This window comes from Andreprevotia sp. IGB-42, assembly GCF_009848685.1.
Lineage (GTDB): Bacteria > Pseudomonadota > Gammaproteobacteria > Burkholderiales > Chitinibacteraceae > Andreprevotia.
The window spans coordinates 439,228-454,207 of the sequence record NZ_WXTX01000001.1 but is presented as its reverse complement, the minus strand read 5'-3'; the positions used below and the strand labels follow the sequence as shown (position 1 = coordinate 454,207).

Sequence of the window (14,980 nt, the reverse complement as noted above, 5' to 3'; positions counted from 1 at the left end):
ATATCGCCCGGGCCATGGCCCGTGGCATGGGCCACCAATGCTTGCGGACAACGCGCACCAGACCAATACCCCGTCACGATCACCGATCAGGATACTGGTGGTCGACGATTCGCCGTCCGCGCTGGAGCTGCTGGTGTACCTGCTCAATGGCGATCCGGAACTTCAGGTGATCGGTACTGCCAGCAATGGCGAAGAAGCGGTCAAAGCTGCGCGGCGCCTCAAGCCCGATGTGATCACCATGGATATCCACATGCCGCTGGTGGATGGCTTTGCCGCCACCCGCAGCATCATGGAAGAGTGCCCCACACGCATCGTGATGGTGACTGCCAGCGTGGTGCCGCGTGAAGTCAGCGCTACCTTCAAGGCACTGGAGGCGGGTGCGCTTACGGTGATCGGCCGACCGCTGGGGCTGGGTCACCCGGATTTCGATACATCGATGCGTGAGCTGCTGCAGACCATCAAGCTGCTGTCCGAGGTCAGCGTGGTACGGCGCTGGAGCCATGCGCGCAATCACCCGCCGCTGGAATCCGCGCTGGCCAGCGGCCGGCAGATACGGCTGGTGGCCATCGGCGCTTCCACCGGTGGGCCGCTGGTGCTGCGCGATGTGCTGTCGCAATTGCCTGCCACCTTCACGCTGCCCATCGTCATCGTCCAGCATATTGCTGCGGGGTTTGCCGCCGGGTTTGCGGAATGGCTGGGGCAAAGCAGCGGTTTTCCGGTGCGTCTGGCCGAGCATGGCGCGCCGATACTGGGCCGCTGCGCTTACCTCGCGCCCGATGGCGTGCATATGGAAGTGACTGCCGGCGGGCAGGTCAGGCTGACGTCCGGGCCGGCAGAGCATGGCTTGCGGCCGTCGGTAGCCTGCCTGTTCCGCTCGGTGGCGCAGGCCTATGGCGGCAATGCGGTGGGGGTATTGCTGACCGGCATGGGCAAGGATGGCGCGCAGGAACTCAAGCTGATGCGCAACGCCGGCGCGGTCACCATCGCGCAGGACGAGGAAAGCTGCGTGGTGTTCGGCATGCCGGGCGAGGCCGTCAAGCTGGAAGCCGCGCATTTCGTGCTGGCACCTGATGATATCGCCGCCACGTTGCGCCGCCTGGGTACCCAGCCTTAGGGCAGAGGCTGGCAACGGCAGGCAGCTTGCAATCTGCAATGACTGAACAGGAGCGTGTATGGAAAGTACCGGCGCTGGCGTTAGCATACTGATCGCGGAAGACAGCCCCACGCAGGCAGAACAGTTGCGCTTCCTGCTGGAAGAAGAGGGATATACGGTCGAGGTGGCCGAAAATGGCCGTGTGGCGCTGGAGCGCCTGCAACAGCACCGGCCCACGCTGATCATTACCGATATCGTGATGCCGGAAATGGACGGCTACCAGCTGTGCGCTGCGGTAAAAGCCGATGCCGGGCTGAAAGACATCCCGGTGGTGATCGTCACTTCGCTGGCCGGCATGCAGGAAGTGGCCAAAAGCCTGGAGTGCGGTGCGGACAATCTGGTGCGCAAACCGTATGAACCCCGGATGCTGCTGTCCCGCCTCAATTACATCCTGCTCAACCTGCACATGCGCAAGACCAGCAAGGTGCAGATGGGCATGGAAGTGATGCTCGATGGCAAAACCCATTACATCAATTCAGACCGGCAACAGATCGTCGACATGCTGCTTTCCACGTACGAGGAAGCCATGCACATGAACGACGAGCTGAAAAGCCAGCAGCAGGAGATCGTGCATTCCAACCAGCTGCTGCGTGGGCTGTATGGCGTGGCAGAAGGACTGATCAATGCCGATTCGACCGATGCCGTATGCCAGAGTGCTCTGCGCGGGCTGATGGCGCTGTCGCGTTACCGTGCGGGCTGGATCTGTCTTGGCAGCAACGCGGGCACCACGCGCAACGTGCTGGTGGGCAAGGTGCCGCCGGAACTCGTTGCGTGGCTGGCAGCACAGCAAAGCGGCGATGACGATTTGCCGTGGGCACCGGGCGCCAGGTTTCACGAAGCGCCGCTGCCGCAAGACGGGGCCAGCTATCCGCTCGTTTCCATGCCGCTGTTGGTGGGCGCGCGCCGGCTGGGTCGCTTGCATGTCTTGCCGGCACCGGCATACCAGCCGGAGCAGGAAGACCTGGAAATCCTCGGCGCGGTCGGCAGCCAGATGACGGTGGCGCTGGAGCGCGTCTCGCTGATGGCCAGCCTAGCGCAGCGCGCCGCACAGCTGGAAGCGGCCAACCGGGAGCTGGAAAGCTTCAGCTATTCGGTATCGCACGATCTGCGCTCGCCACTGCGTGCAGTCGACGGGTTTGCCCGCATGCTGGAAAACACCCAGCAAGGCCATCTGGATGAAGAAGGCCGGCGCTTGATCCAGGTGATCCGCGACAGCAGCAAGAAAATGGGCACATTGATCGACAGCCTGTTGGCTTTTTCGCGGCTGGGCAGTGCCGCCATCGTGCCGATGGCGGTGGACATGACCACGCTGGCACAAGACTGTTTCAACGCGCTGGGTGAAGAGACTGCCGGGCGTGAGCTGCAGTGGTCGCTGGCGCCCTTGCCAGAGGCATGGGGGGATGTGGCGCTGATCCGGCAGGTATGGGCCAACCTGCTGTCCAATGCCATCAAGTATTCGGGCAAGAACCCGCAGGCCAGCATCACCGTCACCGGCGAGCGTGCCGACAAGGAATGTATCTACACGGTGGCGGACAATGGCGCGGGTTTCGACATGCGCTATTACGAACAGCTGTTCGGTGTGTTCCACCGGCTGCACGGGGTGGAAGAGTTTCCCGGTACCGGCATCGGCCTTGCCAACGTGCAGCGCATCATCGTGCGCCATGGCGGGCGCATCTGGGCGGAGGGCGAAGTGGGCGTGGGGGCAACGTTCCATTTCTCGCTGCCTGCACCGCCATGAAGCGGATGCGCACCTGATACGCCAGCAGTTTGCCAGGGTGCGCGCCAGCAAGCTGCTAGCATGTTATGCAATAAAAGTATTAAGAAATTATTTGTTATTCCTTCTTTAATGTATGGCCCCTTGGTAGATTTGCAGCAGGCTCTGGCATTGACCGGGCATCACAAGCAAATCGAACAAGGGGAATCACCATGCGCAAGCTCAACGCAATTGCACGCTGGCTGCCGGTACTGGCGCTGGGTGCCAGCATTGCCGCACACGCCAGCGATGACATCACCATCGCTTACCAGACCACGGTAGAACCGGCCAAGGTGGCACAGGCCGATGGCGCTTACGAAAAAGCCTCCGGCAGCAAGATCAACTGGCGCAAGTTCGAAAGCGGCGCCGAGGTGATCACCGCAGTGGCATCCGGTGACGTACAGATCGGCTACGTGGGTTCCAGCCCGCTGGCCGCCGCTGCCAGCCGCTCGCTGCCGGTGCAGACGTTCCTGATCGCCGCGCAGATCGGCTCGGCCGAAGCACTGGTGGTGCGCAATGGCGCAGGCATCAACAAGCCGGCCGATCTTGCCGGCAAGAAGATTGCCGTGCCGTTTGTATCCACCACGCATTACAGCCTGCTGGCTGCGCTCAAGCACTGGAAGATCGATCCTTCCAAGGTGCAGATCATCAACCTGCGTCCGTCCGAAATCACTGCTGCATGGCAGCGTGGTGATATCGATGCCGCCTATGTGTGGGATCCGGCGCTGGGCAAGGCCAAGGAAAACGGCAAGGTATTGGTGAGCTCGACCGACGTCGCCAAGTGGGGCGCGCCGACGTTCGATGCATGGATCGTGCGCAAGGATTTTGCCGAGAAGAACCCCAAGTTCGTCGAGCAATTCGCCAAGGTCACCCTCAAGGCTTATGCCGATTACCAGGCCAACCCCAAGGCTTTCCTGTCTGACGCAGCACGGGTAGAAAAGATTGCCCGCATCACCGGTTCCAAGCCGGAAGAAGTAGGTGCGTTGCTGGAAGGCAACCGTTACCCGGTAGCCAGCGAGCAGACGAGGATCCTTGGCGTACCCACCATCAAGGCGCTGACCGATACATCGGCTTTCCTCAAGGAGCAGGGCAAAGTCGATAGCGTGCAGACCAGCTACGCCGAATACGTGAACGGCAACTTCGCCAAGGCTGCCAGCAAGTAATCCTGTTGTACCCACAGCCGGGGCCGTGCCCCGGCTGCTTTCGTTTGGAGGCCTCCCATGTCCCAGCCCGGTTCCCGGCTTATCGTCGATCACGTTTCAGTGCAATACGCGGGCAGCAGCGCCACTGCGCTGCACGATGTATCGCTCGCCATTGCACCGGAAAGCCTGGTGGTTGCACTCGGCCCGTCCGGCTGCGGCAAGACCACCTTGCTCAACCTGGTTGCGGGTTTCATTACACCCACCAGCGGCCAGATCACGCTGGATGGCAAGCCGGTGACCGGGCCAGGTGCGGAGCGTGGCGTGGTGTTCCAGGATGATGCGTTGCTGCCGTGGCTGAATGTGATCGACAACGTGGCGTTCGGCTTGCAACTGCAGGGCGTGGGCAAGCGCGAGCGTGAAGCACGCGCGCGCCAGGTGCTGCAGCAGGTAGACCTGCACGGCTACGAGCAGCAGAAAGTATGGGAGCTGTCCGGCGGCATGCGCCAGCGCGTCGGCCTGGCGCGTGCGCTGGCGGCAGACCCGCAGGTGCTGCTGATGGACGAACCATTCGGCGCGCTCGATGCGTTCATCCGTGAACAGATGCAGGAATTGCTGCTGCGCATCTGGCGTCAGAGCGGCAAGCGCGTGTTCCTGATCACGCACGATATCGAAGAGGCGGTGTTCCTCGCCACCGATCTGGTGCTGATGTCGCCGCGGCCGGGTCGTATCGTCGAGCGGCTGTCGCTTGATTTCGGCCGCCGCCACGCCGCTGGTGAGCCGGCGCGCAGCGTGAAGTCCGATCCCGAATTCATTGCCATGCGCGAGCATGTGCTGGCCAAGGTGTTTGCGCATCGCAATGCCACCATTGCAGGAGCTGCATGATGAACAGCGCTGAACTCACGCTGGACGAGCACGAATTCCCGGCCGCAGAACACGATGCGCCGGCACCGCGTGCGGCGCGGAAAGGTACTTTATCCATCAGCGTGCTCACGCTGGCCGCCGTGCTGTTCATCTGGTGGGCGGTCACCACCAGCGGGCTGATTGCACCATTGTTCCTGCCGCCACCGCAGGCGGTGCTGGCCAAGCTGTGGCTGACCTCCACCAAGGGCTATATGGATGCCACGCTGTGGCAGCACCTGGGGGCCAGCGCCTTGCGTATCGTGCTGGCGCTGGCAGCTGCAGTGCTGTTCGCGGTGCCGGTAGGCATCGCCATCGGCCTGTCGCGCCGTGCGCGCGGCGTGCTCGATCCGCTGATCGAGTTCTACCGGCCGATTCCGCCGCTCGCCTACCTGCCGCTGATCGTGATCTGGTTCGGCATCGGCGAGCTATCGAAAGTGCTGCTGATCTACCTGGCGATTTTCGCACCGATTGCCATTGCCACCGCAACCGGCGTACGCGGCGTCGACAACGCCAGGGTACGCGCGGCGCTATCGCTTGGCGCCAGCCGCTGGCAGCTGATCCGCCACGTGATCCTGCCCTCGGCACTGCCGGACATCCTCACCGGTGTGCGCATCGGCCTCGGCACCGGCTGGTCCACGCTGGTTGCGGCCGAATTGATTGCCGCGCAGCGCGGGCTGGGCTTCATGGTGCAGTCGGCCGCGCAGTTCCTGGTGACCGATATCGTGGTGCTGGGCATCATCGTCATCGCGGTGATCGCGTTTGCGCTGGAGCTGGGCCTGCGCACGCTGCAGCGCAAGCTGGTGCCGTGGCAAGGCCACACTCATTGACGCGCCGCCACCGCAGACTGCATTGCAGTGGCGGTAGTTGGTCGTGTCGGCGCCATCCCGCAGGGATGCCGCTGATTGTTGTTGATTGATTGTTGTCGTTACCGGATTCAACCATGACCCAGATACACATCACCCCGCTCAGCCCGGCGCTGGGCGCTATCGTCGAAGGCGTAGCGCTGGCCGCCCCGCTGGACGATGCCATTCATGCCACGCTGACCGAAGCACTGCTGCGCCACCAGGTGCTGTTCTTCCGCAACCAGCCGCTGACCCCGGTGCAGCAACGCAACTTTGCGCGCCACTTCGGCGATCTGCATATTCACCCGATTTACCCCAACGTGCCGGAAACGCCGGAAATCCTCGTGCTCGACACGCATGCAGACAACCTGCCGGACAACGATAACTGGCATACCGATGTCACCTTCATTGCTACGCCCCCGCTGGGCGCGGTGCTGGCTGCGAAGCAGTTGCCGCCCACCGGTGGCGATACGTTGTGGTCCAGTGGCACGGCAGCGTACAACGCGCTGTCGCCGCAGTTGCAGGCGTTGCTCGATGGCCTGACCGCCACGCATGATTTTGCGCTGTCGTTTCCGGCCAGCCGGCATGCAATATCGGATGCCGGCCGCGCGCAATGGGAAGCCACGCGTGTCAAACACCCGCCACGATCGCACCCGGTGATCCGCATCCACCCGGTCACCGGGCACAAGGCCATTTTCGTCAACGAAGGCTTCTCGCTGCGCATCAACGAATTGCCACAACGCGAAAGCCGCGCCTTGCTCGATTTCCTGTTTGCGCACGTGGCGCGGCCGGAATTCACCGTGCGCTGGCGCTGGCAGGAAAACGACGTGGCGTTCTGGGATAACCGCATTACCCAGCACTACGCAGTGGCCGATTACCTGCCGGCACGACGCATCATGCATCGCGCCACCATTCTGGGTGATGCGCCGTATTGAGCGGTTGCCGCTGCGCGCCAGCCAGCAAAATGCCCCGCCAAAGGCGGGGCATTTTTGTATCCATTGCTGCTAGCGCAGTGCGGATACCTCACCGATCTTGATCAGCCGCGCGCGGATGATATTGCGGCTGATACCCAGCAGCTTGGCCGCCTGCACCTGGTTGCGGTGGCAATACGCATACGCGGCGCGCATCACCACTTCCTCGATATGTTCGAACAGCGCATCGTGGTTTTCCTCGAACAGCGCGGTCAGTGCCTGTTCCAGCTGCGCTGCGGCATCCAGCGGTACGGCGGGGGAGGCACTGCCGGCGCGCCGGCTCAGTTGCAATGAGGACAGGTGCAGGTCATCGCCGCGCAATGTCTGGTTGCGGCAGATCAGCAGTGCGTGGTGGATCACGTTCTCCAACTCGCGGATATTGCCTGGCCACGCGTGTGCATGCAGCTTGTGCTCGGCATCCGCGGCGATGCTCACATTGCCATAGCCCAGCCGGCGGCGGTATTCATCCACGAAGTAATGCGCCAGCGGCAGGATATCGCCCGGGCGGTCACGCAGCGCCGGCAGCTCCAGGTTCACCACGCGCAGCCGGTAAAACAGATCCTCACGGAAGTGCCCGGCGGCCACCGCCTCTTCCAGCCGCACATTGGTGGCGGCAATCACGCGTACATCGATCGGTATCGGCTTGCGCGAGCCCAGGCGCACCACCTCGCGCTCCTGCAGCACGCGCAGCAGCTTCACCTGGATGGACATGGGCAGATCGCCAATCTCGTCCAGAAACAATGTGCCGCCATTGGCGGCTTCAAACCAGCCGGGCTTGGCTGAAAACGCACCGGTAAAAGCACCTTTTTCATGGCCGAACAATTCGCTTTCCACCAGCGATTCCGAGAACGCGCCGCAGTTCACCGCCACGAAAGGCGCATTGCCACGGTGGCTGAGCGCATGCACATGGCGGGCAATCAGCTCCTTGCCGGTACCGGTTTCGCCGATGATCAGCACATTGGCTTCGCTCGGTGCCACCTGGCGGATGCGGCCAAGCAATGCCACCGATTTCGGGTCTTCGAACACTTGCGCGGTAGCGCGTATCGACGTAGCCAGCGCTTGCGAATTGGGCAGCGTGATCACCGGCGCTTCGTCGTCGTCATGCTGTGCGCGGTAGTGGTTTGCGGAAGGGTGGTAGCGTGCGTTCATGAGTAGAAACTCGGGCTCGGGTATTGCCGGGTGAGCGCCCATACGCCCAGCTCGCGGATCTTGTAATCCACCGGGTCGTGCAGGGTATGGGTACGCAAATTCCGCCAGTGGCGGTCCAGCCGCAAGCCGGCATGCGTGGCACGGGCTCCGGTTACATCAAACATGCGGTTGCAGATATCCAGGCCGGTGCGCGTGGCGGCAATCTTGGCGGCCGCAATGGCAATGGCCACTTCGCCGCGTTCGTCCTCCGTCAGCTCGCTGCCTTGCGCCCACGCGGCATCGAGCCGGTCGGCTGCGCGCTCGGTCAGCGCACGCACCGATTCCAGCCCCAGCCAGAAATCACCATAGTGCGACAGCACATACGGGTCTTGGCCGATCTGCTCCACGCCCGAGCGGTGCCATGGGCGCGCCTCGTGCTGCGTGTAATGGCGCGCATCGTCGAACGCGCCTTCGGCGATGCCCAGATAGATATTGGTGAGAATCAGCTGCGCGATCAGCGGACGCAGGCAGGCAAACGGCGTGGAGAGCGGGCCGGGGTCGGCCAGGATCTCGCCTTCTTCCACGCGGACTTTCTCGAAAGTCACGCTGCCGCTGTCGGTTTGGCGCTGGCCGATATTGTCCCAATCTTCCATCACCGCGATGCCGCTGCGCAATGTGGGCAGCGCGGCAATCAGCAACTGACCATCCTGCAGCGCGGAGGCAATCAGCATCTCTGAATCGAGCGCACCCGAGCAAAAGCTCTTGCGCCCGGAAAACTCGCGCCAGCCATCAAAGCGGCGGCTGACGGTACGGTCGTCCAGCGGGTTCAGCGCATTGCCCCAGAACCAGTTCAGCCGCGCCGTGTGCTCAAACCAGGGCTGCCATTGCGCCGGCTGTGAAAACAGCCGCACCGTGGCCAGCATCAGGTGGTGGAACGCAAACACATGCGCGACCGAGCTATCGGCTGCGGCGAGGATACGCACCACATCCAGTGTTTCGCGCCAGCTTGCACCCAGCCCGCCGTGCTCGCGCGGGATGCTCAGTGCCAGCAGGCCGCTGGCGCGCAATGCATCGCGCTCGGCCTTGGGCGTGCCGCCCTGGTGGTCACGCTCGGCAGCGGTGGCGGCAAAAGCCTGCGCCAGCCGCGCTGCGGTTTGTGCTGGCGTTTCATTGCTGACAGGGTCAAACGCGTAGGCGGGAATGAACAACGGACTATTCAAGCGATGGCTCCAGAGTTGCTGCAAGGGCAGCAGCGATGAATCAGGTAGCAGGGACCATGCCAGCGCTATCAGGTGGGTAAATCAGCTGAAAAGGCGTTTTAAAGTTGATTTTTGAACAATCAAAACAACGAATTGCTCAAAAACAGACAGTTGTTCCACGTGATGATGCAAAAGCGGCATCTGCATAGGCAGCACAACGCGCTGTTTGCTGTTGGTGCAGCAAAAACCGCGTTGATCTGCTGCTGCAGCAGCAACCGCACCGAGGGGCGATGGCGGGGGCGTTGATTTGCAAAGGTATTTGCATTGGCATGCAAAGTGCTGTGATGGGGCTTCTGACTTTTGCATTCCGGAGCAATCCATGCAGCTTTTCTGGTTCCTGCCCACCCACGGCGACAGCCGCTACCTGGGTACTTCCGTCGGTGCCCGCACCGTCGATCACGGCTACCTCAAGCAGATCGCCCAGGCGGCAGATCAGCTCGGCTTCGAAGGCGTCCTGATCCCCACCGGCCGCTCTTGCGAGGATTCCTGGGTGGTGGCGTCTTCCTTGGTGCCGTTCACCGAGAAACTCAAGTTCCTGGTCGCCATCCGCCCCGGCATCATTTCGCCCACCGTATCGGCCCGCATGGCCAGCACCTTGGACCGCATTTCCAATGGTCGGCTGCTGATCAATGTGGTCACCGGCGGTGACCCGGATGAACAGCATGGCGATGGCAGCTTCCTCACCCATAGCGAACGCTACGAAGTCACCGATGAATTCCTGAAAATCTGGCGTGGCGTGGCGGCGGGTGAAACTGTCAATTTCAGCGGCAAGCACCTCAAGGTGGAAAACGCCAAGACGCTGTATCCGCCAGTGCAAACCCCCTACCCACCACTGTTCTTCGGTGGTTCATCCGAACCGGCAGTGGACCTTGCTGCAGAGCAGGTCGACGTCTACCTCACCTGGGGTGAACCCCCGGCAGCGGTGGCGGAGAAGATCAAGGCGGTCAAGGACAAGGCCGATGCACTGGGCCGTACCGTCAAGTTCGGCATCCGCCTGCACGTGATCGTGCGCGAAACCAGCGAACAAGCCTGGAAAGCTGCGGATGAACTGATCAGCTACGTCACTGACGACACCATCGCCGCCGCCCAGAAAGCCTTTGCCCGTTTCGATTCGGTGGGCCAGCGCCGCATGGCCGAGCTGCATGGTGGCCGGCGCGACAACCTGGAAATCTCCCCCAACCTGTGGGCTGGCGTTGGCCTGGTACGGGGTGGGGCTGGCACTGCGCTGGTGGGCAGCGCGCAGGAAGTGGCCGACCGCATCAAGGAATACGCAGCACTGGGCATCGAAACCTTCATCTTCTCCGGCTACCCGCACCTGGAAGAAGCCTACCGCACCGCGGAACTGTTGTTCCCGCTGCTACCGCTGGATATCGTCAGGCCGGCGGGCAAGGCCAACCTGACCGGGCCGTTTGGCGAGGTGATTGCCAATGATATCGTGCCAGCTGTTGATACACGCCAGCCCGAACAGGCGGCAGTGTGATGGCGGTGATCGAAACAGGCCACTCAGCCGGCAGCTTGCGGGCACCCGATCTCGCCACGCAGCGTACGCTGACCGTGCAAGAGCTGTGCACGGTATTTGCCAGCACCGCCGCACAGCGCGACAAGGATGGCGGCACGCCCAAGGCCGAGCGTGATCTGCTGCGTGCCAGCGGCTTGCTGACCATGAGTATCCCGGTCGAACATGGCGGGCAGGGCGCCAGCTGGCAGCAGACGCTGGCCGCGGTGCGCGAGATCGCGCGCGTGGATAGCTCCGTGGCGCACGTATTTGCCTTCCATCACTTGCTGCTGGCCACGGCACGGTTGTTTGGCCAGCGCCAGCAATGGCAGCCGTGGTTTGAACAGACGGTGCAACAGCGCTGGTTCTGGGGCAATGCACTCAACCCGCTGGATGAGCGCACCACCAGCATCGCGCACGCTGGCTGGCGTGAATTCAGCGGCCAGAAAAGCTTTTGCTCAGGTGCCACCGATTCGGACATGCTGATCGTATCGGCGCTGCAGGCAGATATTGGCAAGCTGGTGATCGCCGCGGTACCCACCGGCCGTGCCGGCATCGCCGTGTTCCAGGACTGGGACAATATGGGCCAGCGCCAGACCGATAGCGGCAGCGCGCGGTTTGATGCGCTACGGGTGGAAGAGGGTGAGGTGCTGGCTGATCCCGGCCCGCTCTCCTCGCCGTTTGCCTGCCTGCGCCCGCTGCTGGCGCAGTTGATTCTCGCCAACATCTATCTGGGCATTGCCGAGGGCGCACTGGCAGAGGCCGGCCAGTACACCCGCACGCAAAGCCGCCGCTGGCATGCATCGCCCGCTGCCAGCGCCAGCGAAGACCTGTATGTGCTGGCGCATTACGGCGAATTCCATGTGGGCCTGGCCGGTGCGCGCCTGTTGACCGATCATGCTGCCGCACTGTTCGACGCCGCGTGGCAGCAGGATCTGGCGCTGGGCGATGCGCAGCGTGGCGAGGTGGCTGTGGCCGTGGCGACGGCCAAGGTAGTGGCCAGTAAAACCGGCCTTGATCTCACCAGCCGCATGTTCGAGGTGAGCGGAGCGCGCTCCACCACCGCTGCGCTGCGCTTTGACCGCTACTGGCGCAATCTGCGCGTGCACACGCTGCACGATCCGGTCGATTACAAACTGCGCGAGCTGGGCGACTGGGCATTGAATGCCCGCTACCCCACACCGTCGTTCTATTCCTGAGGTGCTGCCATGAATGCCCTGCATGAAGCCGGTTTTGACCGGGTGGAAGCGGCCATTGCCGATATTGCCGCTGGCCGTTTCGTGGTGGTGGTGGACGATACCGACCGCGAAAACGAAGGCGACCTGATCATTGCTGCAGAGTGCATCAGCAGCGAGCAGATGGCCTTCCTGGTACGCCACAGCAGTGGGGTGGTGTGCGTGGCGCTGACTGGCGAGCGGCTCGATGCGCTGCGGCTGCCACTGATGGTGGCGGACAATACCGAATCACACCAGACCGCATTCACCGTCAGCGTGGATTACCGGCATGGCACCAGCACCGGCATTTCCGCCGCAGACCGCGCTGCTACGCTACGGGCACTGGCCAATCCTGCGGTGGGGGCAGCGGATTTCGTGCGGCCCGGCCACATCTTCCCGCTACGCTACCGCGATGGCGGCGTGCTGCGCCGCCGCGGGCACACCGAGGCCGCGCTGGATCTGGCCCGGCTGGCCGGCTTGCAGGCAGCGGGTGTGCTGTGCGAAATCGTCAACGACGATGGCAGCATGGCGCGCCGGCCTGATCTGTTCCGCTTCGCGCAGCAGCATGGGCTGGCGATCATCACCATCGCTGCGCTGGCGCAATACCGGCAACGGCTGACCGGGCTGATGGACCGGCATGCGCTTTATCTGAGTGCCTGAGCACGCTGCTTGCTGACTGCTGAAGGTGGAAGGAACGGATGGTGAGGTGCGTGCGGCACCTCGCCTTCTTGTGCGTTGACCGCGTTCTATCGGGCAGGACAGCCGCGCCCGATCATGCAGCCACCAGGCTGGCAACGGTTTTTCCGCCCAGGTAGGACGCCTGCAGTGCATCGCTGCCGGCCAGTTCGCTGGCGGTGCCTTCGGTGGCCACCACGCCGTTTTCGATCACGTAGCCGTAGCTGGCATGGCGCAGCGCCACGGTGGCGTTTTGCTCGGCCAGCAGGAAGCTCACCCCTTCGCGCTGGTTCAGGTCGCGCACGATCTCGAAAATCTCTTCGACGATCTGTGGTGCCAGCCCCATCGAGGGTTCATCCAGCAGGATCAGCCTTGGTTTCGCCATCAGCGCGCGGCCAATGGCCACCATCTGCTGCTCGCCGCCGCTGGTGTAGCCCGCCAGGCTGTGCCGGCGCGTTTTCAGCCGCGGAAAGTAGTGATAAATCTTTTCCAGGCTGGCAGAGAGATCGGCACGGCTGGGGCGGCGTACGAAGCCGCCGGTTTTCAGGTTTTCTTCCACGCTCAGATGGCCAAAGCAATGCCGGCCTTCCAGTACCTGCACCAAGCCTGATTCCGCCAGTTTGGCGGGATTAGCGTGGGTAATGTCCGTACCATCGAACAGGATGCGGCCTTGCACCACCTCGCCGCGTTCCGCACGTACCAGGCTGGAAATGGCTTTCAGCGTGGTGCTCTTGCCCGCGCCATTGGCGCCCAGCAGCGCAACGATGCCGCCTTGCGGTACCGCCAGTGAAATGCCGCGCACCGCCAGGATGACCTGGTCGTAAATGACTTCGATGCGTTCCAGTTGCAGGATGGGCGTGCCGGGCATGGGGGTGTTTCCGTAACAGGGTAGAAGGGTGGATCAGTTCAATTGCAAGGGCAGAGCGGGCCGGATGCGCTACCGCACGCGGCCGGCCCCAAACCAGCTGCACCGCCGGGTGGCGGCGCAGCGGCCTTGTTGGATCACGGTCTGCGGGATCAGGATTCCTTGCTGCAATCACGCGGCGTGATGTTCTTTTCCTTCGCGTACTTGTGCGACGATTCCTCGATGATGGGGCGCAGCAGCTTGCGGTCTGCCTGTACCCAATCCGAGATCACGTTCCACTTCTGGCCATCCCATTGCTGGAAGCGCACCGCGCCGCCGCCTTCGTGGTCAGCGCAAGAGAGCTTCAGCGGTTGCACCAAGCCCAGAGCGCCCAGTTCCTTCAGGCGTTTGTCGTCCAGGTTCAGGTGCTCGAAGCCCCAGCGTACCTGCTCGCCGGTCAGCGGCTTCTTGCCGAATTTTTCTTGTGCCAGGCGCACCGCTTCCACGTTGAGGATGCCGTTCACCACGCCCAGGTTGTAGTACACGTTGCCGAAGCGTTTCGGATCCGCGAGGTTGCCCTTGCCGGCATCGATCACGTTTTTCTTGATGTCCTGCAGCACGGCAAAGCTGGTGCCGGACGGATGCGTGGTGATGGAGATATAACCCTTGGCGGCATCGCCAGCCGGTGCGGCGTCGTCTTCCGAGTTGCTCCAGATATTGCCGATGATGTGGTCAGCCGGGAAACCGGTTTTCTGGGCGGTTTTCAGTGCCACCGGATTCATCACGCCCCAGCCGCGCAGGATCACCCAGTCCGGCTTGAGGCGGCGGATGTTCAGCCATTGCGATTGCTGCTCGTTACCCGGATGCGGTACTTCGATCAGCGTGAGCTCGAAGCCGTATTTCTTGGCCAGCAGCTCCAGGATCGGGTTGGTTTCCTTGCCGTACGGCGAGCCATGGAACAGCGTGACGATCTTCTTGCCCTTGAGCTTGTCGAGCCCGCCCGATTTCTGGGCGATGTAATTGACGATGGCCGACACTTCCGAATACGGGTTCAGCTGCAGCGGGAACGCATACGGGAACACCGAGCCATCGGTGGAATCGGTACGACCATGGTTGATGGTGATCAGCGGCAGCTTGTCGGCGGTGGAGCGGTCCAGCGTGGCATAGGCAATGCCTACCGACAGCGGATTGGTGGCGGCGGCCGGCGCACCGTTCAGGCCTTTTTTCAGGCGCTCGTAGCATTCCACGCCTTTTTCGACCACGTATTCGGTTTCGCACTCACTCCAGGTGAGCTTCACGCCGTTGACGCCGCCCTTGGCATTGATGTACTGCATGTAATCGATGAAGCCGCCGAAAAAGCCGGTGCCGCCTGCGGCATACGGGCCAACACGGTAGCTTTGCAGCGGAAAGTATTGCTCGTTGGCGGCGTGCGCAGCGCCGGAGAGCAAGGCTGCGCCCACCAGCGTGGTGGCAATGCGGTGAAACTGCTGTTTGATGGTTTTCATTGTGATTTCCCTGGTTGGTAAGGCAGTGCAGACAAAGTGGAACGGCGTGATCGGGGGCGCATTCAGAGTCACTAACAAAACCCAGTGCAACGGTGCTGG

The 14,980-nt window shown here is 62.6% G+C and carries 14 protein-coding genes; 9 read left to right on the top strand and 5 right to left on the bottom strand.

Annotated elements, in window-relative coordinates; translation table 11 throughout:
* Nucleotides 1–37 precede the first annotated feature (37 nt).
* The 6 genes from cheB to tauD all read left to right on the top strand — a co-directional run bounded on the left by cheB (nucleotide 38) and on the right by tauD (nucleotide 6,725).
* The gene (cheB, locus tag IGB42_RS02065; protein ID WP_159665939.1) at nucleotides 38–1,114 is read left to right on the top strand and encodes a chemotaxis-specific protein-glutamate methyltransferase CheB; all 1,077 of its coding nucleotides are present in this window, start codon (nucleotides 38–40) and stop codon (nucleotides 1,112–1,114) included.
* Between the two features lie 58 nt (nucleotides 1,115–1,172).
* Nucleotides 1,173–2,891 carry a response regulator gene (locus IGB42_RS02060; RefSeq protein WP_159665937.1) on the top strand — a complete coding sequence of 573 codons (1,719 nt, stop codon included), beginning with the start codon at nucleotides 1,173–1,175 and terminating at the stop codon, nucleotides 2,889–2,891.
* A gap of 188 nt (nucleotides 2,892–3,079) precedes the next feature.
* Nucleotides 3,080–4,069 carry a taurine ABC transporter substrate-binding protein gene (gene tauA, locus IGB42_RS02055; protein WP_159665935.1) on the top strand — a complete coding sequence of 330 codons (990 nt, stop codon included), beginning with the start codon at nucleotides 3,080–3,082 and terminating at the stop codon, nucleotides 4,067–4,069.
* Between the two features lie 57 nt (nucleotides 4,070–4,126).
* Nucleotides 4,127–4,930, top strand: coding sequence for a taurine ABC transporter ATP-binding subunit (tauB, locus tag IGB42_RS02050; protein ID WP_159665933.1), 804 nt, complete (start codon nucleotides 4,127–4,129; stop codon nucleotides 4,928–4,930).
* A complete protein-coding gene (gene tauC / locus IGB42_RS02045; RefSeq protein ID WP_236822462.1) occupies nucleotides 4,927–5,775 on the top strand; it encodes a taurine ABC transporter permease TauC in 849 nt (282 codons plus the stop codon). The genes tauB and tauC overlap by 4 nt, the downstream gene beginning before the upstream one ends.
* 113 nt (nucleotides 5,776–5,888) lie before the next feature.
* Nucleotides 5,889–6,725 (top strand): taurine dioxygenase, encoded by an 837-nt coding sequence (tauD, locus tag IGB42_RS02040; RefSeq protein WP_159665930.1) that lies wholly within the window; start codon nucleotides 5,889–5,891, stop codon nucleotides 6,723–6,725.
* Between the two features lie 69 nt (nucleotides 6,726–6,794).
* On the opposite strand, the gene IGB42_RS02035 is transcribed toward tauD, so the two are convergent.
* The 3 genes from IGB42_RS02035 to IGB42_RS02025 form a co-directional block, all read right to left on the bottom strand.
* Nucleotides 6,795–7,910 carry a sigma-54-dependent Fis family transcriptional regulator gene (locus IGB42_RS02035; RefSeq protein ID WP_159665927.1) on the bottom strand — a complete coding sequence of 372 codons (1,116 nt, stop codon included), beginning with the start codon at nucleotides 7,908–7,910 and terminating at the stop codon, nucleotides 6,795–6,797.
* Nucleotides 7,907–9,109: an acyl-CoA dehydrogenase family protein gene (locus IGB42_RS02030; RefSeq protein WP_159665924.1), complete on the bottom strand. Its 1,203-nt coding sequence runs from the start codon at nucleotides 9,107–9,109 to the stop codon at nucleotides 7,907–7,909. The genes IGB42_RS02035 and IGB42_RS02030 overlap by 4 nt, the downstream gene beginning before the upstream one ends.
* Nucleotides 9,110–9,190: 81 nt before the next feature.
* Nucleotides 9,191–9,454 carry a hypothetical protein gene (locus IGB42_RS02025; protein WP_159665921.1) on the bottom strand — a complete coding sequence of 88 codons (264 nt, stop codon included), beginning with the start codon at nucleotides 9,452–9,454 and terminating at the stop codon, nucleotides 9,191–9,193.
* A gap of 13 nt (nucleotides 9,455–9,467) precedes the next feature.
* Between IGB42_RS02025 and ssuD the strand changes: the two genes are divergently transcribed.
* The 3 genes from ssuD to ribB are packed head-to-tail and all read left to right on the top strand — an operon-like array spanning nucleotide 9,468 to nucleotide 12,517.
* Nucleotides 9,468–10,628: an FMNH2-dependent alkanesulfonate monooxygenase gene (gene ssuD, locus IGB42_RS02020; RefSeq protein ID WP_159665918.1), complete on the top strand. Its 1,161-nt coding sequence runs from the start codon at nucleotides 9,468–9,470 to the stop codon at nucleotides 10,626–10,628.
* Nucleotides 10,628–11,842, top strand: coding sequence for an acyl-CoA dehydrogenase family protein (locus IGB42_RS02015; RefSeq protein ID WP_159665915.1), 1,215 nt, complete (start codon nucleotides 10,628–10,630; stop codon nucleotides 11,840–11,842). The genes ssuD and IGB42_RS02015 overlap by 1 nt, the downstream gene beginning before the upstream one ends.
* 9 nt (nucleotides 11,843–11,851) lie before the next feature.
* Complete coding sequence (gene ribB, locus IGB42_RS02010; RefSeq protein ID WP_159665912.1) at nucleotides 11,852–12,517, top strand: 3,4-dihydroxy-2-butanone-4-phosphate synthase; 666 nt, start codon at nucleotides 11,852–11,854, stop codon at nucleotides 12,515–12,517.
* Nucleotides 12,518–12,629: 112 nt separating this feature from the next.
* Here the strand turns inward: ribB and IGB42_RS02005 are convergent, their stop codons facing one another.
* Both IGB42_RS02005 and IGB42_RS02000 read right to left on the bottom strand, forming a co-directional pair.
* On the bottom strand, nucleotides 12,630–13,400 hold the full coding sequence (locus tag IGB42_RS02005) for an ABC transporter ATP-binding protein (protein WP_159665909.1): 771 nt from the start codon (nucleotides 13,398–13,400) through the stop codon (nucleotides 12,630–12,632).
* A gap of 149 nt (nucleotides 13,401–13,549) precedes the next feature.
* Nucleotides 13,550–14,881, bottom strand: a complete 1,332-nt coding sequence (locus IGB42_RS02000) for an ABC transporter substrate-binding protein (protein WP_159665904.1) — start codon at nucleotides 14,879–14,881, stop codon at nucleotides 13,550–13,552.
* Between the last annotated feature and the right edge of the window lie 99 nt (nucleotides 14,882–14,980).

Coding starts and splice junctions, on each gene's coding strand:
- cheB (WP_159665939.1), top strand. CDS start 38: ATGCTTGCGGACAACGCGCACCAGACCAATACCCCGTCACGATCACCG.
- IGB42_RS02060 (WP_159665937.1), top strand. CDS start 1,173: ATGGAAAGTACCGGCGCTGGCGTTAGCATACTGATCGCGGAAGACAGC.
- tauA (WP_159665935.1), top strand. CDS start 3,080: ATGCGCAAGCTCAACGCAATTGCACGCTGGCTGCCGGTACTGGCGCTG.
- tauB (WP_159665933.1), top strand. CDS start 4,127: ATGTCCCAGCCCGGTTCCCGGCTTATCGTCGATCACGTTTCAGTGCAA.
- tauC (WP_236822462.1), top strand. CDS start 4,927: ATGATGAACAGCGCTGAACTCACGCTGGACGAGCACGAATTCCCGGCC.
- tauD (WP_159665930.1), top strand. CDS start 5,889: ATGACCCAGATACACATCACCCCGCTCAGCCCGGCGCTGGGCGCTATC.
- IGB42_RS02035 (WP_159665927.1), bottom strand. CDS start 7,910: ATGAACGCACGCTACCACCCTTCCGCAAACCACTACCGCGCACAGCAT.
- IGB42_RS02025 (WP_159665921.1), bottom strand. CDS start 9,454: ATGCAAAAGTCAGAAGCCCCATCACAGCACTTTGCATGCCAATGCAAA.
- ssuD (WP_159665918.1), top strand. CDS start 9,468: ATGCAGCTTTTCTGGTTCCTGCCCACCCACGGCGACAGCCGCTACCTG.
- IGB42_RS02015 (WP_159665915.1), top strand. CDS start 10,628: ATGGCGGTGATCGAAACAGGCCACTCAGCCGGCAGCTTGCGGGCACCC.
- ribB (WP_159665912.1), top strand. CDS start 11,852: ATGAATGCCCTGCATGAAGCCGGTTTTGACCGGGTGGAAGCGGCCATT.
- IGB42_RS02005 (WP_159665909.1), bottom strand. CDS start 13,400: ATGCCCGGCACGCCCATCCTGCAACTGGAACGCATCGAAGTCATTTAC.
- IGB42_RS02000 (WP_159665904.1), bottom strand. CDS start 14,881: ATGAAAACCATCAAACAGCAGTTTCACCGCATTGCCACCACGCTGGTG.